The following is a 14366-nucleotide window of genomic DNA, read 5'->3' on the forward strand; positions in this document are numbered from 1 at the left end:
GGAGGCATTCTCCCCGGGCGCCTCATCTCACGTTTGGGCGTCCGCAGCCGCCGGGCGGCGGCGGCGGGGCCCGGCGGAAGCCCTGGAGGGTTCCCCTGGCCCTGCCCGCAGCGCATCCTGCCGCCCACGCAGGAGGAACGTGCCCATGGCCCCGAAGCCCCAGCCCTTCACGCTGGCCGTCGTCGATTCGGCCATCGCCGAACTGCGCGACCGGCTGGCCCGCACCCGGCTGCCGGACCAGGCGCCGATCCCGCCCGGCGGCGATCCCTGGTGCTACGGCACCAGCGCCGCATACCTGGGCGAGCTTGTCGCGCATTGGCGGGACGGCTTCGACTGGCGCGCCCAGGAAGCCGCGCTGAACGCCTTCCCGCAGTACAAGGTGCCGCTGCACGGGATCGACCTGCACTACCTGCACGTGCCGGGGAAGGGCCCCAACCCGACGCCGCTGCTGCTTATGCATGGCTGGCCCGGATCGGTCTTCGAGTTCCTCGACATCATCCCCCGGCTGACCGACCCGGCGGCCTTCGGTGGCGACCCCGCGGATGCCTTCACCGTCGTCGCGCCCTCGCTGCCGGGCTATGGCCTTTCCTTCGCCCCGGGGCAGAAGCGCTTCGGCGTGCATGACATCGCCGCCTGCATGGACGAACTGATGACCGGGGTGCTTGGGTATCGGCGCTACGCGGCGCAGGGTGGCGACTGGGGCGGCTCGATCGCCGCCTGCCTCGGCGCGCTGCATGCGGGGTCGCTGATCGGCATCCACGTCAACCTGCTGGCCATACGCCGCGACGCCTCGATCTTCGTCGGCGAGCTGTCGCCTGAGGAGCGGACCTACCGGGACGAGCTCGAGCACTGGCAGAAGGAGGAGACCGGCTATCAGTGGATCCAGGGCACCCGCCCGCAGACCCTCGCCGCGGCGCTCGCCGACAGCCCGGCCGGCCTCGCAGCCTGGATCGCCGAGAAGTTCCACGCCTGGAGCGACAATGACGGCCGGATCGAAAGCGCCATCGACCGCGACCGGATGCTGGGCAACATCGCGCTCTACTGGTTCACCGGCTGCATCGGCGCTTCCTTCTGGCCCTACTACGCACGGATGCACGGGCCCTGGCCGATCCCGGATGGCCGCACGGTCGACGTGCCGACGGGCTATGCGCAATTCCCGCGCGAGATCATGCGGCCGCCGCGCAGCCTGGCCGCGCGCGCCTATACCGACATCCGGCGTTGGACGGTGATGGAGAAGGGCGGCCATTTCGCCGCGATGGAGCAGCCGGCGGCGCTGGCCGCCGATGTGCAAGCCTTTTTCCGGTCGTTGCGGGAGTCGAAGGCATGAGGGCGGTGGGTTTCACGCAGCGGGCGCTGCCGATCGAGCATGAGCGGTCGCTGGTCGATCTCGACCTGCCCGATCCCGGGCCGCCGCAAGGGCGCGACCTGCTGGTGCGGGTCCACGGCGTCTCGGTCAATCCGCGCGACATGAAGAGCCGCATGACCATGGAGGCCTCGGCCGACAGGCCCGTGGTGCTGGGCTACGATGCCAGCGGCGTGGTCGAGGCGGTCGGTCCGGACTGCACCTTCTTCCGCCCCGGCGATGCGGTGATGTATGCCGGCGTGCTGGACCGCCAGGGCTCGAATGCCGAGCTGCAGCTGGTCGATGAGCGGATCGTCGGCCGCAAGCCGGACAAGCTCGACCATCCCGCCGCGGCATCGCTGCCGCTGACGGCGCTGACCGCCTACGAGATGCTGTTCGATCGCATGCGCATTCCGCGCGACGAGGAGTCGGCCGGCAACGTCCTGCTGGTGATCGGCGGCGCCGGCGGCGTCCCCTCCATCGCCATCCAGTTGGCGCGGGTGCTGACGCAGGTGACGGTGGTGGCGACGGCTTCGCGGCCCGAGAGCGCGGCCTGGGTGCTGCAATGCGGCGCGCACCACGTGGTCGACCACAGCCAGCCACTGCCGCCCCAGGTCGCGGCGCTCGAGGCCGGGCCGATGCCCTGGATCTTCTCGACGCACACGACGCCGGCGCGCTGGGCCGAGATGGCGACGATGCTGGCGCCGCAGGGCAGCGTCGGCCTGATCGACGACCCGGAGCCGCTCGACCTGCGGCTGCTGAAGTTCAAGAGTGCCGCGGTACATTGGGAGGCGATGTTCACCCGGCCGATGTTCGGCACCAAGGACATGGCGCGGCAGCACGCGATCCTGGACGAGGTGGCGGCGCTGGTCGATTCCGGCCGGCTGAAGCCTACGGCTACGCAGAACTACGGCCGCATCGATGCCGCAAACCTGCGCCGCGCCCATGCGGCGGTCGAGGCGGGGCGCGTGGTGGGCAAGATCGTGCTGGGCGGCTTCTGACGCGGCGCGCTAAGGGGAAAAGACACATGCCGGACCACGCCGCGGCCGAGGCGGCCGCCATGCTCCACGCCCATTGGCAGGTTCGGAGCCGCATGCCGTCGCTGCCCGAGATGTTGCGGCCGGCAACCCGCGCGGAGGGCTATGCAATCCAGGCGCGCCTGGTGCCCGGGGAGATCGTCGGCTGGAAGATCGCCGCGACCAATGTCGCGGGACAGCGGCACATCAACGTCGATGGCCCGCTGGTCGGCCGCTATGCGGCGGGAATGGTCCTGCCGGACGGCGCCGAGGTCTCGCTGCGCGGCAATGCCATGCGTGTGGCGGAGCCGGAATTCGCCTTCACCCTGGGGCGTGACCTGGCGCCGCGCGAGGGCGAGTACGCCCTGGCCGAGGTGATGGACGCGGTCGCCGAGCTCCGCATCGGCATCGAGGTGCCGGACAGCCGCTTCGCCGATTTCACCGCCGCGGGCGGACCGCAGCTGATCGCCGACAATGCCTGCGCGCTGCTGCACGTGCTGGGCCGGGCCGCCGAGGATTGGCGCGGGCTGGACCTGGCGGCCGCGGGCTGCCTGGCGAAGGTCGGCGCGCGGTACGAGCGGGAGGGCATCGGCGCCAATGTGCTGGGCGATCCGCGGGTCGCGCTCACATGGATGGTGAACGAGATGACGCGGCTCGGCACCACGCTGCGGGCCGGGCAGTTCGTGACGACCGGCACCTGCGCGACGCCGCTGGCGATCCTGCCGGGTGACGAGGTTGCGGTCGATTTCGGCCGGCTTGGCACGGTCTCCGCCCGCTTCGTAGAATGAGCGCCGAATTCAGGGGAAGCACCGCGGCATGAGCGACGCCGATACCTTCGACTACGTCATCGTCGGCTCCGGCGCCGCCGGCTCGGTGCTGGCCAACCGCCTCAGCGCCGATCCCAATGTCACGGTCTGCGTGCTGGAGGCCGGGCCGCCCGACCGCAACCCCTTCATCCACATCCCGGCCGGCTTCATCAAGACTCTGGCCGATCCCGGCGTCACCTGGCAGTTCAAGACCGAGCCGCTGGAGATGACCGGGGGCAGGCGGATCAGCACGGTGCAGGGGCGGACGCTCGGCGGATCCTCCTCGGTCAACGGGATGATCTACAACCGGGGACAGCCGGCCGACCTCGACAACTGGGCGCAGCGCGGCAACCGCGGCTGGGGCTATGCGGATTGCCTGCCCTACTACCGCCGGTCCGAGAACCGCATCGGCGTCGGCGGCGACAGCCGCGGCCGGAACGAGGACGGCATCCCGATCACCGACATGGATTGGATCCACCCGCTGTCCGAGGCCTTCATCAAGGGCTGCCAGGGCATCGGGATTCCGCGCTGCGTCGACTACAACAGCGGCAACCAGGCGGGCGTCGGCTATTTCCAGCGGGCGATCCGCAAGGGGCGGCGGGTCTCGGCCGCGGTCGCCTTCCTCAAGCCGGCGCTGTCGCGGCCGAACCTCGAGGTGCGGACCAACGCGCGGGCCAGCCGCATCCTCTTCGAAGGCAAGCGCGCCGTCGGCATTCGATATGTCGCGGCGCCCGGCGCCCCGGCGAAGGAGATCCGCGCAGGGCGGGAGGTGATCCTCTCCTCCGGCACGGTGAACACCGCGCGGCTGCTGCAGGTCTCGGGCGTCGGGCCGGCCGACCTGCTCGGTGCGCTCGGCGTGCCCGTCGTGCATGAACTGCGCGGCGTCGGGTCGAATTTCCGCGACCACTATGCCTCCCGCTTCGTCATGCGCGCGAAGCCCGGGGTCGAGACGCTGAACGAGCTGGCGCGCGGCCTCAAGCTCGGCGGGCAGATCGCCCGCTGGGCGATGGGCAAGCCGAGCATCCTGGCGACCGCGCCCTCCCACGTACATGTCTTCTGGAAGAGCTTCGAGGGGCTGGACGAACCCGACCTGCAATGCGTCTTCACCCCCGGCTCCTATGCCGAGGGCAAGGTCTACGTGCTGGACGAGATTCCCGGGGTGACCGCCGGCGCCTGGCAGCACCGGCCGGAGAGCACGGGCTGGGTGCGCGCCCGCAGCACCAACGTCTTCGACGACCCGGAGATCAACCCGAACTACCTCTCGGACCCGATGGACATCCGCGTCCATCTCGGCGGCATGCGGCTGCTGCGGCGGATGCTCGGCACGCCCGAGCTCGGCCGCTACGTCGATGCCGAGACGCTGCCCGGCCCCGAGGTGCAGACCGACGACGAGCTGCTGGACTTCGCCAAGCGCAACGGCAGCACGACATACCACCTGATCGGCACCGCGCGGATGGGGCCCGAGACCGACCCGAGCGCCGTGGTCGGCGACCGGCTGCTGGTGCATGGCATGCAGGGGCTTCGCGTCGTCGATGCCTCGATCATGCCGGGCATGCCGAGTGCCAATACCTATGCGACGACGCTGATGATCGCGGAGAAGGCGGCCGACTTCATCCGCGGGCGGGAGATGGTGGCGGAGGCCGCCTGACGTCCCGCTGCGCATGAGGCACGCGGTGCGAATGGAAGGTGCTGCGCTTTGCCCTTGGGCTGTTCGACCACCACCGGCAGGCGCTGCGATGCGTCGGTGGCCGATCGATCAGCAGTCGTGCTCGGTCCGCAGGACGGTTGCGGCATCGGTGATTTCCCGACGCATTCACGCAGGCGAAGGTGCCATGGCATCGCGGGGTGAACATAGTCGGCCTAAGCCCCCGTCAGGTCCATCCAGCTTCCACATCCTCACGCCTGGGACATTTGACGTGGCGCATTTGTCTTCGCCCAACCGGCGGCAAGACTGATTGGCCTGCCCTCGATTGCAGAGGATTGCCGGGAGGTCTGACGTTACATCCTCATTTATTTGTCATGCCAATCGAATAGTATGAATATACATCAATGAGCAATTCGACCCTGGGGATAGATCTGTGGCCGCTTATGAAGGTCCCAGGTGGGCATCAAACAACATCACTCGGAGTTGCGGAATGTCCAATTTCCAGATCGAAAGCGGCAATGCTTTTTCCACCGCGGTAAGCGACCCCTCGGAAATGTCGTGAGTGAGGAGTGCTTTCGCGGAGTGGTCGAGCGGTTCGAGTATAAATTTCATCGAGATGCCCGATTCTACCATCTCAAATAACAGTGCCAATATCCTTATCGGGTTTGAATATGTGAATACACCATCATCAAACCAAATCGGACTAACAACACATGGATACGCCAATAAAACTTTCACGAACGGCGTAATGGTCAGAGTTGAGGATCCGCTGGAGGCAGCTCTCAGTTTCGATCCTTGAAGCGTAGTGTTCTAACATGGGTATGCGACTGCCTTTTTTCCAGGTCATGCTCCATGAAATCTGGCATGCCCTTGGGTTGGGTCATTCGTCGGATCCTTTCGCGGTTATTTACCCATCAGCAGGCGTGACCAACGGAGATCTGTCAGCAAGCGATGTCGCAGGTATCACCGCTCTGTACGGCGCTCCGCGGCTGACGGACCTCCCTTCCGTTGCCAACGACTTCAACGGCGACGGCCGGTCCGACATCCTCTGGCAGCACGCCTCCGGCGCCGTGGTCGAGTGGCTGATGAACGGATCCCAGGTCCTGGGCTCCGCGGGCATCGGCGGCGACAGCAACTGGAAGGCATTGGCGCAAGGCATTGCAGGACGGACGGAGCCTGCATCCGGTCAGGCGGGCCGGCAGCGCCCTGACCAGTTGGGGCAGCCATCACACCACCTTGTCGCTGATCACCTGCGGCACCGGCACGGTCGCGGCGAAGCTCGGCCGTGCCTCGAGCCGCGCCGAGAGCCCGACCAGGTTCGGGTACTCGCTGCGCCAGGGGTGCTCGGGGAAACGCACGTCGAGGTAGCGCAGCACGGTGCCGGTGGCGATGTCGGCCAGGCCGAACTGGTTGCCGACCACCCGTTCGCGGTCGCCCGCGGTCTCGGCCAGCGCGCGCAGCCCGCCATCGACCTTGCGGCGCTGCCGGGCGATCCATTCGGCGCTCTGATGCTCCGGCGCGCGGTGGCCTTCCCAGAACAGCAGGACCAATGCGTCGCAGATGCCGTCGGTGATCACCTCGACCTTGCGGGCGGCCAGGCGCTCCCAGGGATCCGCCGGCACCATCGGCGGCTCGGGCCACCGGGCCTCGATCACTTCCAGGATGTAGCGGCTTTCGTAGACGCTGCTGCCGTCCTCGAAGATCAGGACCGGCAGCTTCTCCAGCGGGTTGTGTCGCGGCGTCGCGGTGGTGCTGTCCCAGGGCACTTCGGTCGCCAGCTCGAAGGGGATGCGCTTCTCGGCCAGCGCGATCCGCACCTTGCGCGCGTAAGGACTGGGCGTCGCGCTGATCAGTCGCAGCATGGCGGTGTTCCCCGGTAGGACGAAGGCGGCATTTTGCCGAGTCTCAAGCCGGAAACACAGCAGGGGGTTCGCGGGCGATCTTCCCCTGGTCTCGCTGCCCTAGGCCGCCGCCATCGACCGGACCGTCGCGGCCAGGCCCGTCTCCAGGCCGGTGGTCGCGCGCACCCCGAGCACCGCCGAGGCGGCGGCGGGATTGCCGAGAGAGGCGCGGATATCCCCGGCACGGGACGGGCCGAAGCTCATCGCCAGCGGCCGCCCGTCGATCCGTGCCAAGGCCTGCGCCAGTTCCAGCACGCTGGTCGCCCGCCCGGTGCAGACGTTGAGGACGGTCGCCTGCGGCGCCGCGTGCAGCACCTCCATCCCCGCCCGGAGGTGCCGCACCACATCCTCGACATAGACGAAGTCGCGGGTCTGCAGCCCGTCGCCGTGCAGGGTCAGCGGCTGGCCGGCGGCGATCCGCGCGGCGAAGATCGAGATCACGCCCGAATAGGGCGAGGCCGGGTCCTGCCGCGGGCCGAAGACGTTGAAGAAGCGGAAGCCCATGGTCGGCACGCGGTGGACGTGGAAGGCGACCCGGGCATGCAGCTCGGAGCCCAGCTTGTCCGCGCCATAGGCGGTATTGGGAGCGGGGCTCGCGGCCTCGTCGATCGGGCTCTCGCCCTGGTCGCCGTAGATGGCGGCCGACGAGGCATAGACCACCGGGATGCGGCCCTGCTGCCGGGCGGCGTCCAGCACGGTGATGCTGCCGGTCTGGTTGACGCGGTGCGTGCCGCTCCAGTCCTCGTTCGAGCGCGCCACGCTGGCGATCGCCGCCAGGTGGAAGACGCCGGCGGCGCCCTGCAGCGCCCGGCCGACCAGCGCCGGATCGGCGATGTCGCCGACCAGCAGCTCGACCCGCGGGTCTAGGTTGCGGCGATGCCCGGTCGACAGGTCGTCGACCACCCGCACCTGGTGCCCGCCGGCGAGCAGCGAATCGGCAAGGTGGGATCCGATGAAGCCGGCGCCGCCGGTCAGGACATAAAGGGACATGGATGCGCTCCGCCTGGGATGAAAGGCCAAATGCGAGCTGCGGGCCAGCCCGTCGTCGCAGTTTGCAGGGAGAATTCGCGGGACGAACCCGGGCGCCGCGCCGCGGCTCGCGGCCTGCGATGCGGCGGGGCGGGGGCGGGCCGGCCGGCGTCGGTGACAGCCGGGGCCGCGAAAAGGCGACCGCCACGCCCGGGGCAGGGCCCGGCCGTGGCGGAAAATGTGCTCCGGTCTCTAGGGCCGCCCAACCGCCCCGATCATCTCGGGACAGGACAGGCGGACGACTGAAATGCCAGAAAGGAGGCGGAGGGGATCTTCGCCTCGCACGACGTTTATGGCCGCCCGCCGTCGCGCGCGCTGTGCGCCAGCGCACATCGACGGCGAGTCGCCGGATCATGCCGCAACACGGCGCGGCAGCCGCGGCGCCGGCAGCAGGTCGAGCCGGATGGCGAGCAGGCCGAGGACCAGGAAGGCCGGCGCCGCCGCCAGGGCGGCCGGCACGGGTGGCAGGAGTTGCGGGATCGCCGCCGCCGCCCCGGCCGCCAGGGCCAGCAGGGCGATGGGGCCGTGCGGGTAGTCGGCCCGCGCGCGGCGCTGCGACAGGATGGCGAAGACCACCAGCCGCACGCCCTGCGCCAGCACCGTCGCGGCGATCGCGCCGGGCACGCCGAAACGCGGGATCAGCAGCGCATAGGCGGAGACGGCAACGGCCCCGGCCAGCGAATTGACCAGGAAGGGCAGCCGCCCGGTACGCCCGATATAGGCGCCGATGTTGAACAGGCTGCCGAAGCTCTGCAGCACCAGCGCGACGACGACGAAGGGCACCATCGTGGCTGCGGCGTGGTAGGCCACCGGCGTCGCCAGCCGGATCAGCACCGGCCCGGCCAGCGTCGCCACCGCGGCCGCCAGCAGCGTCACCGCCGCGCCGGTGCCGGCCAGCCGGGCCGAGTGCAGCGGCCCGTCCGCCCCGGCCCAGACGCCGAGCCGGCGCGGGTACCACCACAACTCGAAGGGCTGCATGAGGAAGGCCATGGCGAGCGCCAGCTTCGAGGCCAGCGCGTAGTGCCCGAGCGCCTCGGCCGGCACGGAGCCCGCCAGGAACCAGCGGTCGGCGGTACCGAGCGCGAAGGAGGCGAGGCCGCTGCCGATCAGCGGCACGCCATAGGCCAGCAGCGGCCGCCAGGCCGCCGGCTGCATGCGGATGCCGGTATCCCGCGCCTGGCCGGCCAGCAGCACCAGGGCCGCGAGCAGCGAGGCCGCGGCGCCCGCCCCCAGCATCCCGGCGATGCCGAAGCCCTGCCAGAGCAGCAGGCCGAGCAGCACCGTGTGCAGCGTCCCCCGCAGGATGACGACGAAGGCATAGGCGCCGGCGCGGTTCTGCATCCGCAGCCAGGCCAGCGGCACGCCGATCGCGGCCTCGAGCGCCACCGAGATGCCGAGCAGGGTGACCTCGACCGGCAGCGCCGGCAGCGGCAGCCGGGCGCCGAGCGGCGCCGCGGCGACGGCGCCGACGAGGCCGATCAGCGTGACGACGATGGCAAGGCCGGTGACCCGCGCGGCGCCGAGCCTGCCTTCCGCGCCGGGCAGGCTGGCGAAGCGGTAGAGCGTGTCCACCAGCCCGGCCCCGGCCAGCACCGCGGCGATCTCGGCGGCGGCGGAGAGCAGTTCCAGCCGGCCGAATTCGGCGGCCGGCAGCAGGCCGGTGATCAGCGGCAGCAGCAGCAAGCCGATCCCCTTGGTCCAGCCGGTGGCGCCGGCATAGAGCAAGGTGGCGCGCAGCCCCTCCGGCAGGGCCGCCCAGCGGGCGCGGAGCATGCTCAAGCGTCCCGGCAACCGGCGAAGACCGCGCCCAGGCATTCCGCCTGCCGGTCGAGCGTGAAGCGGTCGAGCAGCCGCTGCCGCCCGGCGGCGCCGAGCCGCCGGCGCTCCTCCGGCGCCAGCCCGGCCAGCCAGCGCAGCCCCTCGGCCAGGGCGGCGGCATCGGCGGGCTCGACCAGCCGGCCGGTCTCCGGCGTCACCATCTCCTTGTTGCCGGTGACGGTGCTGGCCAGGACCGGCAACTCCATCCCCATCGCCTCCTTGACCGAGACCGGGCTGGTGTCGCGGTCGCCATTGGCGCAGATCACGTAGGGCGCGACGAAGCCGGCATAGGCCGGGCCGTGCTCGGCGATCCAGGTGGAGGGGCGGGGCCCGAGGAAGCGCATCTGGCCGGCGACGCCGCGGGCGGCGGCCAGGGCCTGGAGTTCGGCCAGCAGCGGGCCGGCGCCGACCGCCTCGACCACCGGCCGCTCGGCCTCGGGCAGCAGGGCCAGGGCCTCGATCAGCACGGGGTAGCCCTTCTGCTCGGCCAGCCGGCCGATCGCCAGGATCCGCCCGTTGCTCGGCGGCGGCGTGGCGGGGCGGCGGAAGCGGGCGGGGTCGACGCCGCAGGGGATGACATGCACCGGGGTGCCCGGCCGCATCGCCAGGAAGTCGGCCTTCATGTCCTCGCAGGTGGCGACCACCGCATCCGCCGCGGCCAGCTTCGCCGGGATGTCGGTGGGCGAGCCATAAAGGTCGTAGCCGTGCGAGATGAAGCTGCAGGTCAGGCCCGACAGCCGGGCGGCGACGATGCCGATGGCCGCGGCGCCATGGGCGTAATGCGCATGGACGTGCCGCACCCCCGCGCGGCGCGCGACGAGGGCGGCGCGGGCGCCGGCCAGCAGCAGGGAGGGGAGGGACAGCGCCCGCTGCGCCCGGCAGAAGGCCAGCGCGCGGGCCAGGCCGGCGGGATGGGCCAGCGCGCCGAGCATCGCCGGCAGCCGAGGCTGGTCGCCGAGCGCCACGGTCTCCGCCCGGAAGGCCTCGTCCTCCGGCTGGCAGGGGCCGTCATAGGGCGCGATGGCCAGCGGGACCACGCGGTGGCCGCGGGCCCGCAGCGCGCGGATCTCGTTGCTGATGAAGGTCTCCGACAGCACCGGGAAGGCCGCCAGCACGTGCAGGGTGGCGATGGGCGGAGCGGTGTTGAAGGCGGCACCATCGGGCATGGGCGGGCGGTTTCCTCTGGCGGTCCGAAAGCTGGCAGGCTTCAGGGAGGTGGCTGGCGGCCTGCCGGAGGATGTGCAGCGCCCATGCCATGCAATCCGCACCGGCGCCGACGCAACCTGCGGGCGATTCCCCCTATTCCGCATCCCTATGTCCAGGGTGTTGCCGGTCTCGCATTCTGCGACGCCGGCGACGGGATGCCGCGGCACGCACATTGCTCCCCCGCCACCCGGGTCCTGGGGCGATGAACGCGGGACGATGCGGGGAAAGTGGCGTGATGTCTGACCGAGCCAGCGTGAGTGTCGTGATCCCCATGCGGGACGTGGCCGCCTTCCTGCGCGCCGCGCTCGCCTCGATCGGCCCGGATCCGGAGGTGGAGATCCTGCTGGTCGACGACGGCTCGCGCGACGGCACCGCGGCGCTCGCCGCCGCGCTGGCCCGGCGGGACAGCCGCATCCGCCTGCTGCGGGGCGAGGGGCGCGGCCCTTCCGCCGCCCGCAACCTGGGCGTCGCCGCCGCCCGCGCGCCGCTGATTGCCTTCCTCGATGCCGACGACTGCTGGCGGCCGGGCAAGCTGGCGCGGCAGCTGGCGCTGCACCGGCAGCATCCGCGGCTCGGCTTCTCCTTCACCGACTATCGCCACGTGACCCCGGCGGGCGAGGATCGCGGCAGCTGCTTCGGCTACTGGCCGCATTTCGCGGCGCGGCACGCGCCGACGCCGCGGAACCCGGCCTTCGAGCTGGGCGAGGACGCGCTGGCGCAGATCTTCGCCGAGAACGTGGTCGGAACCTCGACGGTCGTCGCCCGCACCGACCTGCTGCGGGAGGTCGGCGGCTTCCGCACCGAATGGGGCTCGGCCGAGGACTGGGACCTCTGGCTGCGGCTCGCGGCGCGGGCGCCGGTCGGCTGCATGCCGGCGGTGCTGGTCGACTACCTCATGCACCGGCCGGGCGCGGTGTCCCGCCAGGCCGGCAAGCGGGCCCGCGCGATCCGGGCGATTGCCGTCGAGCACCGCCAGGCGGCGGCGCGGCTGAACCCGGCCCTGGCCCGGGCCGGCGAGGCCGGGTTGCTGGTGGCGGCCGCCGAGGCGGCGGGGCGCCGGCGCTCCGCCCTGCTGCTGCGGCTGCGCGCCCTGGCCATCGCGCCCAGCCGCCGGGTGATGCGGGAAGCCATCCGCGGGGTCCTGACCGCCCGGCCGCTATCCGCCGCGTGATGCGATGGGTCGCGGAAGCCGCTTCGGCGCCTTGCAATTCGCTTTTCAGGTTTCTTCGGCGCATAGCGGCATGATCGCCGCAGCCGAAGGATACCGTGCGATGCCTCAGGGCCCCGAATGCAGCGTGGTGATCCCGGCCCGCAACGCGGCGCCATGGCTGGAGGGCACCATCGAATCGGTCGGCATGGCGGCGCCGGTCGAGATCCTGGTGGTCGACGACGGCTCCTCCGACGGCACCGCGGCGATCCTGGCGCGGCTGGCTGCCGCCGATCCGCGCATCGTGCCGCTGGCCGGGCCGCGCCGCGGCGCGGCGGCGGCGCGTAACGCCGCGCTGGCGGTGGCCGCCGCGCCGCTGGTCGCCTTCCTTGATGCCGACGACCGCTGGCGACCGGGCAAGCTGGCCGCCCAACTGGCGCTGCATGCGGCGCGGCCCGAGCTCGGCTTCTCCTTCACCGACTACCGCCACGTGACCGAGGCGGGCGAGGACCGCGGCACCTGCTTCGGCTACTGGCCGGGCTTCCGGGCCCGCCACGGCGCCTGGCTGGAACCCTTCGTGCTGGGCCCCGACGCGCTGGCCCAGCTCTTCGCCGAGAATGTCGTCGGCACCTCGACCGTGGTCGTCCGCACCGCATTGCTGCGCGACCTCGGCGGCTTCGATGAGGCGCTGCGCCAGGCGGAGGACTGGGATCTCTGGCTGCGGCTCGCCGCCCGCGCCCCGGTCGGCTGCGTGCCGCTGGTCGGCGCGGACTACCTCATGCACCGGCCGGGCAACCTGTCGCAGGATGCGGCTGCGCGGGCGGCGGCGCTGCGGCTGGTCGCGGCGCGGCACCATGCGGCGGCGGCGGCGCTGGATGCCGGCACGGCGCAGCGCTGCACCGCCCGGCTGCTGGTGGCGGAGGCGGAGGCGGCGGCGGCGGCCGGGCAGGGCTGGCTGGCGGCCTGGAAGCAGATGCTGGCCCTGCTGCGGGCGCCGGACCGCCGGGCGGCGCGGGCGGCGGCGGCGGCGGTGCTGCGCGCGGCGATCCCCGGGCGGTCCCGCCCCAGGCCGTCCCAGCCGGCGTGACGCGGCGGCCGGCCTGGGCGATGCTGCCCGCCTGACCAAGCGGGGTTCGGCATGAGCGACGTCATCATCTGGCACAACCCGGCCTGCGGGACCTCCCGCACCACCCTCGGCATGATCCGCGATGCCGGCATCGCGCCGCGGGTCGTCGAATACCTGAAGACGCCGCCCGACCGTGCGACCCTGGCCGCGACCATCGCCGCGGCCGGGCTGACGGTGCGGCAGGCGATGCGGGAAAAGGGGACGCCCCATGCCGAACTCGGCCTCGGCGATCCCGGCCTGTCCGACGACGCGCTGCTGGACGCGATGCTGGCGCATCCGATCCTGATCAACCGCCCCTTCGTCATCGCCCCCGGCGGCACCCGGCTGTGCCGACCGAGCGAGGTGGTGCTGGACATCCTGCCCGCCGGCCAGGGCCGTGCGGACGCCGCGGGCGGGCGCCCGGCGTGACGCGCGCCGCCGCTACAGCGGCAGGCTGACCACGATCGCCGCGCTGGCGACCACCGCCGGGTCGTCCTTGGCGGGGTCGGGGATATCGAGCCCGCCCTTCACCGCCTTCGCCGTCACCTTGCCATAGGGCAGGGAGGCGGCGACGCGGCCGAGATCGACCTGCTCCGGCCGCTGCACGCCGATCGTCACCTCGACCACCATCTCGGCGGGCGGCACCTGCAGCGCCCGCAGCATGGAGAGCGAGGAGTGGTGCAGCGCGTCCTGCACCGCCCGCAGCGCCGCCTTGGTATAGTCGCCGCCATGCAGGTCGTTGCCGCTGCCCATCTCGAGGATGACGCGCCGCAGGGTCTTGCCGCTCATGCCGCGTTCCTCGCGGGCAGGTCGAGGAAGACCTCGGCCGCCGCCTGGGCCAGCAGGGTGACGCCGCGGCCGTCCTCGGTCGGGATCTCGAGACCGCCCTCGACCACCTCGACCGTGCCGGTGCCGTGCGGCAGGACGGCGAGGACCTGCGCCTTGTCCACCTTGTCCGGGTGCGGCACGCCGATGGTGACCTTCACCCGCATGCTGTCGACGTCGACGCCGAGCGCATGGGTAACGGTCAGCGAGTTGTGCCAGAGCGCGTCGCGCAGCGCCCGGACCGCCGCCTTGGTCGGCTCCCCCCCGCGGATATCGGTGCCCATCCCGATCTGCAGCACCATGCGCGCCTCGGCCATGCGTCCCCTCCCGGCGTGTCGTGCGGCGGAGTGTCCCGCGCCGCCGCGCCGGCGTCCATGGCCAGGCTAGAGGGCGGCGCCGGCCCTGCGGTAGACCGCCAGCAGCCGCGCCACCCCGGCCTCCCGGCCGAAGCGCGCGGCGATCGTGGCGCGCGCCGCGGCGCCGACGGCCTCGCGCGCCGCGGCGTCCAGCGCCGCCCAGGCGGCCA

General features: G+C 71.8%; 13 protein-coding genes and 1 pseudogene. 8 read left to right on the forward strand and 6 right to left on the reverse strand.

The window, feature by feature from the left end:
* The first annotated feature begins 145 nt into the window (after positions 1-145).
* From E2C06_RS25610 to E2C06_RS40895, 5 genes and pseudogenes are all read left to right on the forward strand, one after another.
* Positions 146-1327 carry an epoxide hydrolase family protein gene (locus E2C06_RS25610; RefSeq protein WP_133291427.1) on the forward strand — a complete coding sequence of 394 codons (1182 nt, stop codon included), beginning with the start codon at positions 146-148 and terminating at the stop codon, positions 1325-1327.
* Positions 1324-2343 (forward strand): zinc-binding alcohol dehydrogenase family protein, encoded by a 1020-nt coding sequence (locus E2C06_RS25615; RefSeq protein WP_133291428.1) that lies wholly within the window; start codon positions 1324-1326, stop codon positions 2341-2343. The genes E2C06_RS25610 and E2C06_RS25615 overlap by 4 nt, the downstream gene beginning before the upstream one ends.
* Before the next feature lie 26 nt (positions 2344-2369).
* Complete coding sequence (locus E2C06_RS25620; RefSeq protein ID WP_133291429.1) at positions 2370-3146, forward strand: 2-keto-4-pentenoate hydratase; 777 nt, start codon at positions 2370-2372, stop codon at positions 3144-3146.
* A gap of 28 nt (positions 3147-3174) precedes the next feature.
* Complete coding sequence (locus E2C06_RS25625; RefSeq protein WP_133291430.1) at positions 3175-4812, forward strand: GMC family oxidoreductase; 1638 nt, start codon at positions 3175-3177, stop codon at positions 4810-4812.
* 842 nt (positions 4813-5654) lie between these two features.
* Positions 5655-5777: pseudogene (locus E2C06_RS40895) on the forward strand (matrixin family metalloprotease); the annotation flags it as partial.
* A 258-nt stretch (positions 5778-6035) separates the two neighbouring features.
* Here the strand turns inward: E2C06_RS40895 and E2C06_RS25635 are convergent.
* The 4 genes from E2C06_RS25635 to E2C06_RS25650 all read right to left on the reverse strand — a co-directional run bounded on the left by E2C06_RS25635 (position 6036) and on the right by E2C06_RS25650 (position 10723).
* Positions 6036-6671, reverse strand: a complete 636-nt coding sequence (locus E2C06_RS25635) for a glutathione S-transferase N-terminal domain-containing protein (RefSeq protein WP_133291431.1) — start codon at positions 6669-6671, stop codon at positions 6036-6038.
* A 99-nt stretch (positions 6672-6770) separates the two neighbouring features.
* Positions 6771-7700: an NAD-dependent epimerase/dehydratase family protein gene (locus E2C06_RS25640; RefSeq protein ID WP_133291432.1), complete on the reverse strand. Its 930-nt coding sequence runs from the start codon at positions 7698-7700 to the stop codon at positions 6771-6773.
* Positions 7701-8090: 390 nt separating this feature from the next.
* Positions 8091-9512, reverse strand: coding sequence for a lipopolysaccharide biosynthesis protein (locus E2C06_RS25645; protein ID WP_165982657.1), 1422 nt, complete (start codon positions 9510-9512; stop codon positions 8091-8093).
* A 2-nt stretch (positions 9513-9514) separates the two neighbouring features.
* On the reverse strand, positions 9515-10723 hold the full coding sequence (locus E2C06_RS25650; protein ID WP_165982658.1) for a glycosyltransferase family 4 protein: 1209 nt from the start codon (positions 10721-10723) through the stop codon (positions 9515-9517).
* 275 nt (positions 10724-10998) lie between these two features.
* On the opposite strand from E2C06_RS25650, the gene E2C06_RS25655 reads away from it, so the two are divergent.
* From E2C06_RS25655 to arsC, 3 genes are all read left to right on the forward strand, one after another.
* Complete coding sequence (locus tag E2C06_RS25655; RefSeq protein WP_165982659.1) at positions 10999-11934, forward strand: glycosyltransferase family 2 protein; 936 nt, start codon at positions 10999-11001, stop codon at positions 11932-11934.
* A 100-nt stretch (positions 11935-12034) separates the two neighbouring features.
* Positions 12035-12997 carry a glycosyltransferase family A protein gene (locus E2C06_RS25660; protein ID WP_165982660.1) on the forward strand — a complete coding sequence of 321 codons (963 nt, stop codon included), beginning with the start codon at positions 12035-12037 and terminating at the stop codon, positions 12995-12997.
* Positions 12998-13048: 51 nt separating this feature from the next.
* Complete coding sequence (gene arsC / locus E2C06_RS25665) at positions 13049-13444, forward strand: arsenate reductase (glutaredoxin) (RefSeq protein WP_133291437.1); 396 nt, start codon at positions 13049-13051, stop codon at positions 13442-13444.
* Positions 13445-13456: 12 nt separating this feature from the next.
* Here the strand turns inward: arsC and E2C06_RS25670 are convergent, their stop codons facing one another.
* Positions 13457-13804 (reverse strand): Lin0512 family protein, encoded by a 348-nt coding sequence (locus E2C06_RS25670; protein WP_133291438.1) that lies wholly within the window; start codon positions 13802-13804, stop codon positions 13457-13459.
* Positions 13801-14157: a Lin0512 family protein gene (locus E2C06_RS25675; protein ID WP_133291439.1), complete on the reverse strand. Its 357-nt coding sequence runs from the start codon at positions 14155-14157 to the stop codon at positions 13801-13803. Before E2C06_RS25675 ends, E2C06_RS25670 begins: the two co-directional genes overlap by 4 nt.
* Positions 14158-14366 lie beyond the last annotated feature (209 nt).

Origin of the sequence: Dankookia rubra, assembly GCF_004355005.1 — a bacterium.
In the GTDB taxonomy this organism is placed as follows: Bacteria; Pseudomonadota; Alphaproteobacteria; order Acetobacterales; family Acetobacteraceae; genus Paracraurococcus; species Paracraurococcus ruber_A.

What these genes read in the sequence shown, in the direction of transcription:
- arsC (WP_133291437.1), top strand. Translation starts at nt 13,049, where the DNA reads ATGAGCGACGTCATCATCTGGCACAACCCGGCCTGCGGGACCTCCCGC.
- E2C06_RS25660 (WP_165982660.1), top strand. Translation starts at nt 12,035, where the DNA reads ATGCCTCAGGGCCCCGAATGCAGCGTGGTGATCCCGGCCCGCAACGCG.
- E2C06_RS25615 (WP_133291428.1), top strand. Translation starts at nt 1,324, where the DNA reads ATGAGGGCGGTGGGTTTCACGCAGCGGGCGCTGCCGATCGAGCATGAG.
- E2C06_RS25670 (WP_133291438.1), bottom strand. Translation starts at nt 13,804, where the DNA reads ATGAGCGGCAAGACCCTGCGGCGCGTCATCCTCGAGATGGGCAGCGGC.
- E2C06_RS25675 (WP_133291439.1), bottom strand. Translation starts at nt 14,157, where the DNA reads ATGGCCGAGGCGCGCATGGTGCTGCAGATCGGGATGGGCACCGATATC.
- E2C06_RS25640 (WP_133291432.1), bottom strand. Translation starts at nt 7,700, where the DNA reads ATGTCCCTTTATGTCCTGACCGGCGGCGCCGGCTTCATCGGATCCCAC.
- E2C06_RS25620 (WP_133291429.1), top strand. Translation starts at nt 2,370, where the DNA reads ATGCCGGACCACGCCGCGGCCGAGGCGGCCGCCATGCTCCACGCCCAT.
- E2C06_RS25650 (WP_165982658.1), bottom strand. Translation starts at nt 10,723, where the DNA reads ATGCCCGATGGTGCCGCCTTCAACACCGCTCCGCCCATCGCCACCCTG.
- E2C06_RS25610 (WP_133291427.1), top strand. Translation starts at nt 146, where the DNA reads ATGGCCCCGAAGCCCCAGCCCTTCACGCTGGCCGTCGTCGATTCGGCC.
- E2C06_RS25645 (WP_165982657.1), bottom strand. Translation starts at nt 9,512, where the DNA reads ATGCTCCGCGCCCGCTGGGCGGCCCTGCCGGAGGGGCTGCGCGCCACC.
- E2C06_RS25635 (WP_133291431.1), bottom strand. Translation starts at nt 6,671, where the DNA reads ATGCTGCGACTGATCAGCGCGACGCCCAGTCCTTACGCGCGCAAGGTG.
- E2C06_RS25655 (WP_165982659.1), top strand. Translation starts at nt 10,999, where the DNA reads ATGTCTGACCGAGCCAGCGTGAGTGTCGTGATCCCCATGCGGGACGTG.
- E2C06_RS25625 (WP_133291430.1), top strand. Translation starts at nt 3,175, where the DNA reads ATGAGCGACGCCGATACCTTCGACTACGTCATCGTCGGCTCCGGCGCC.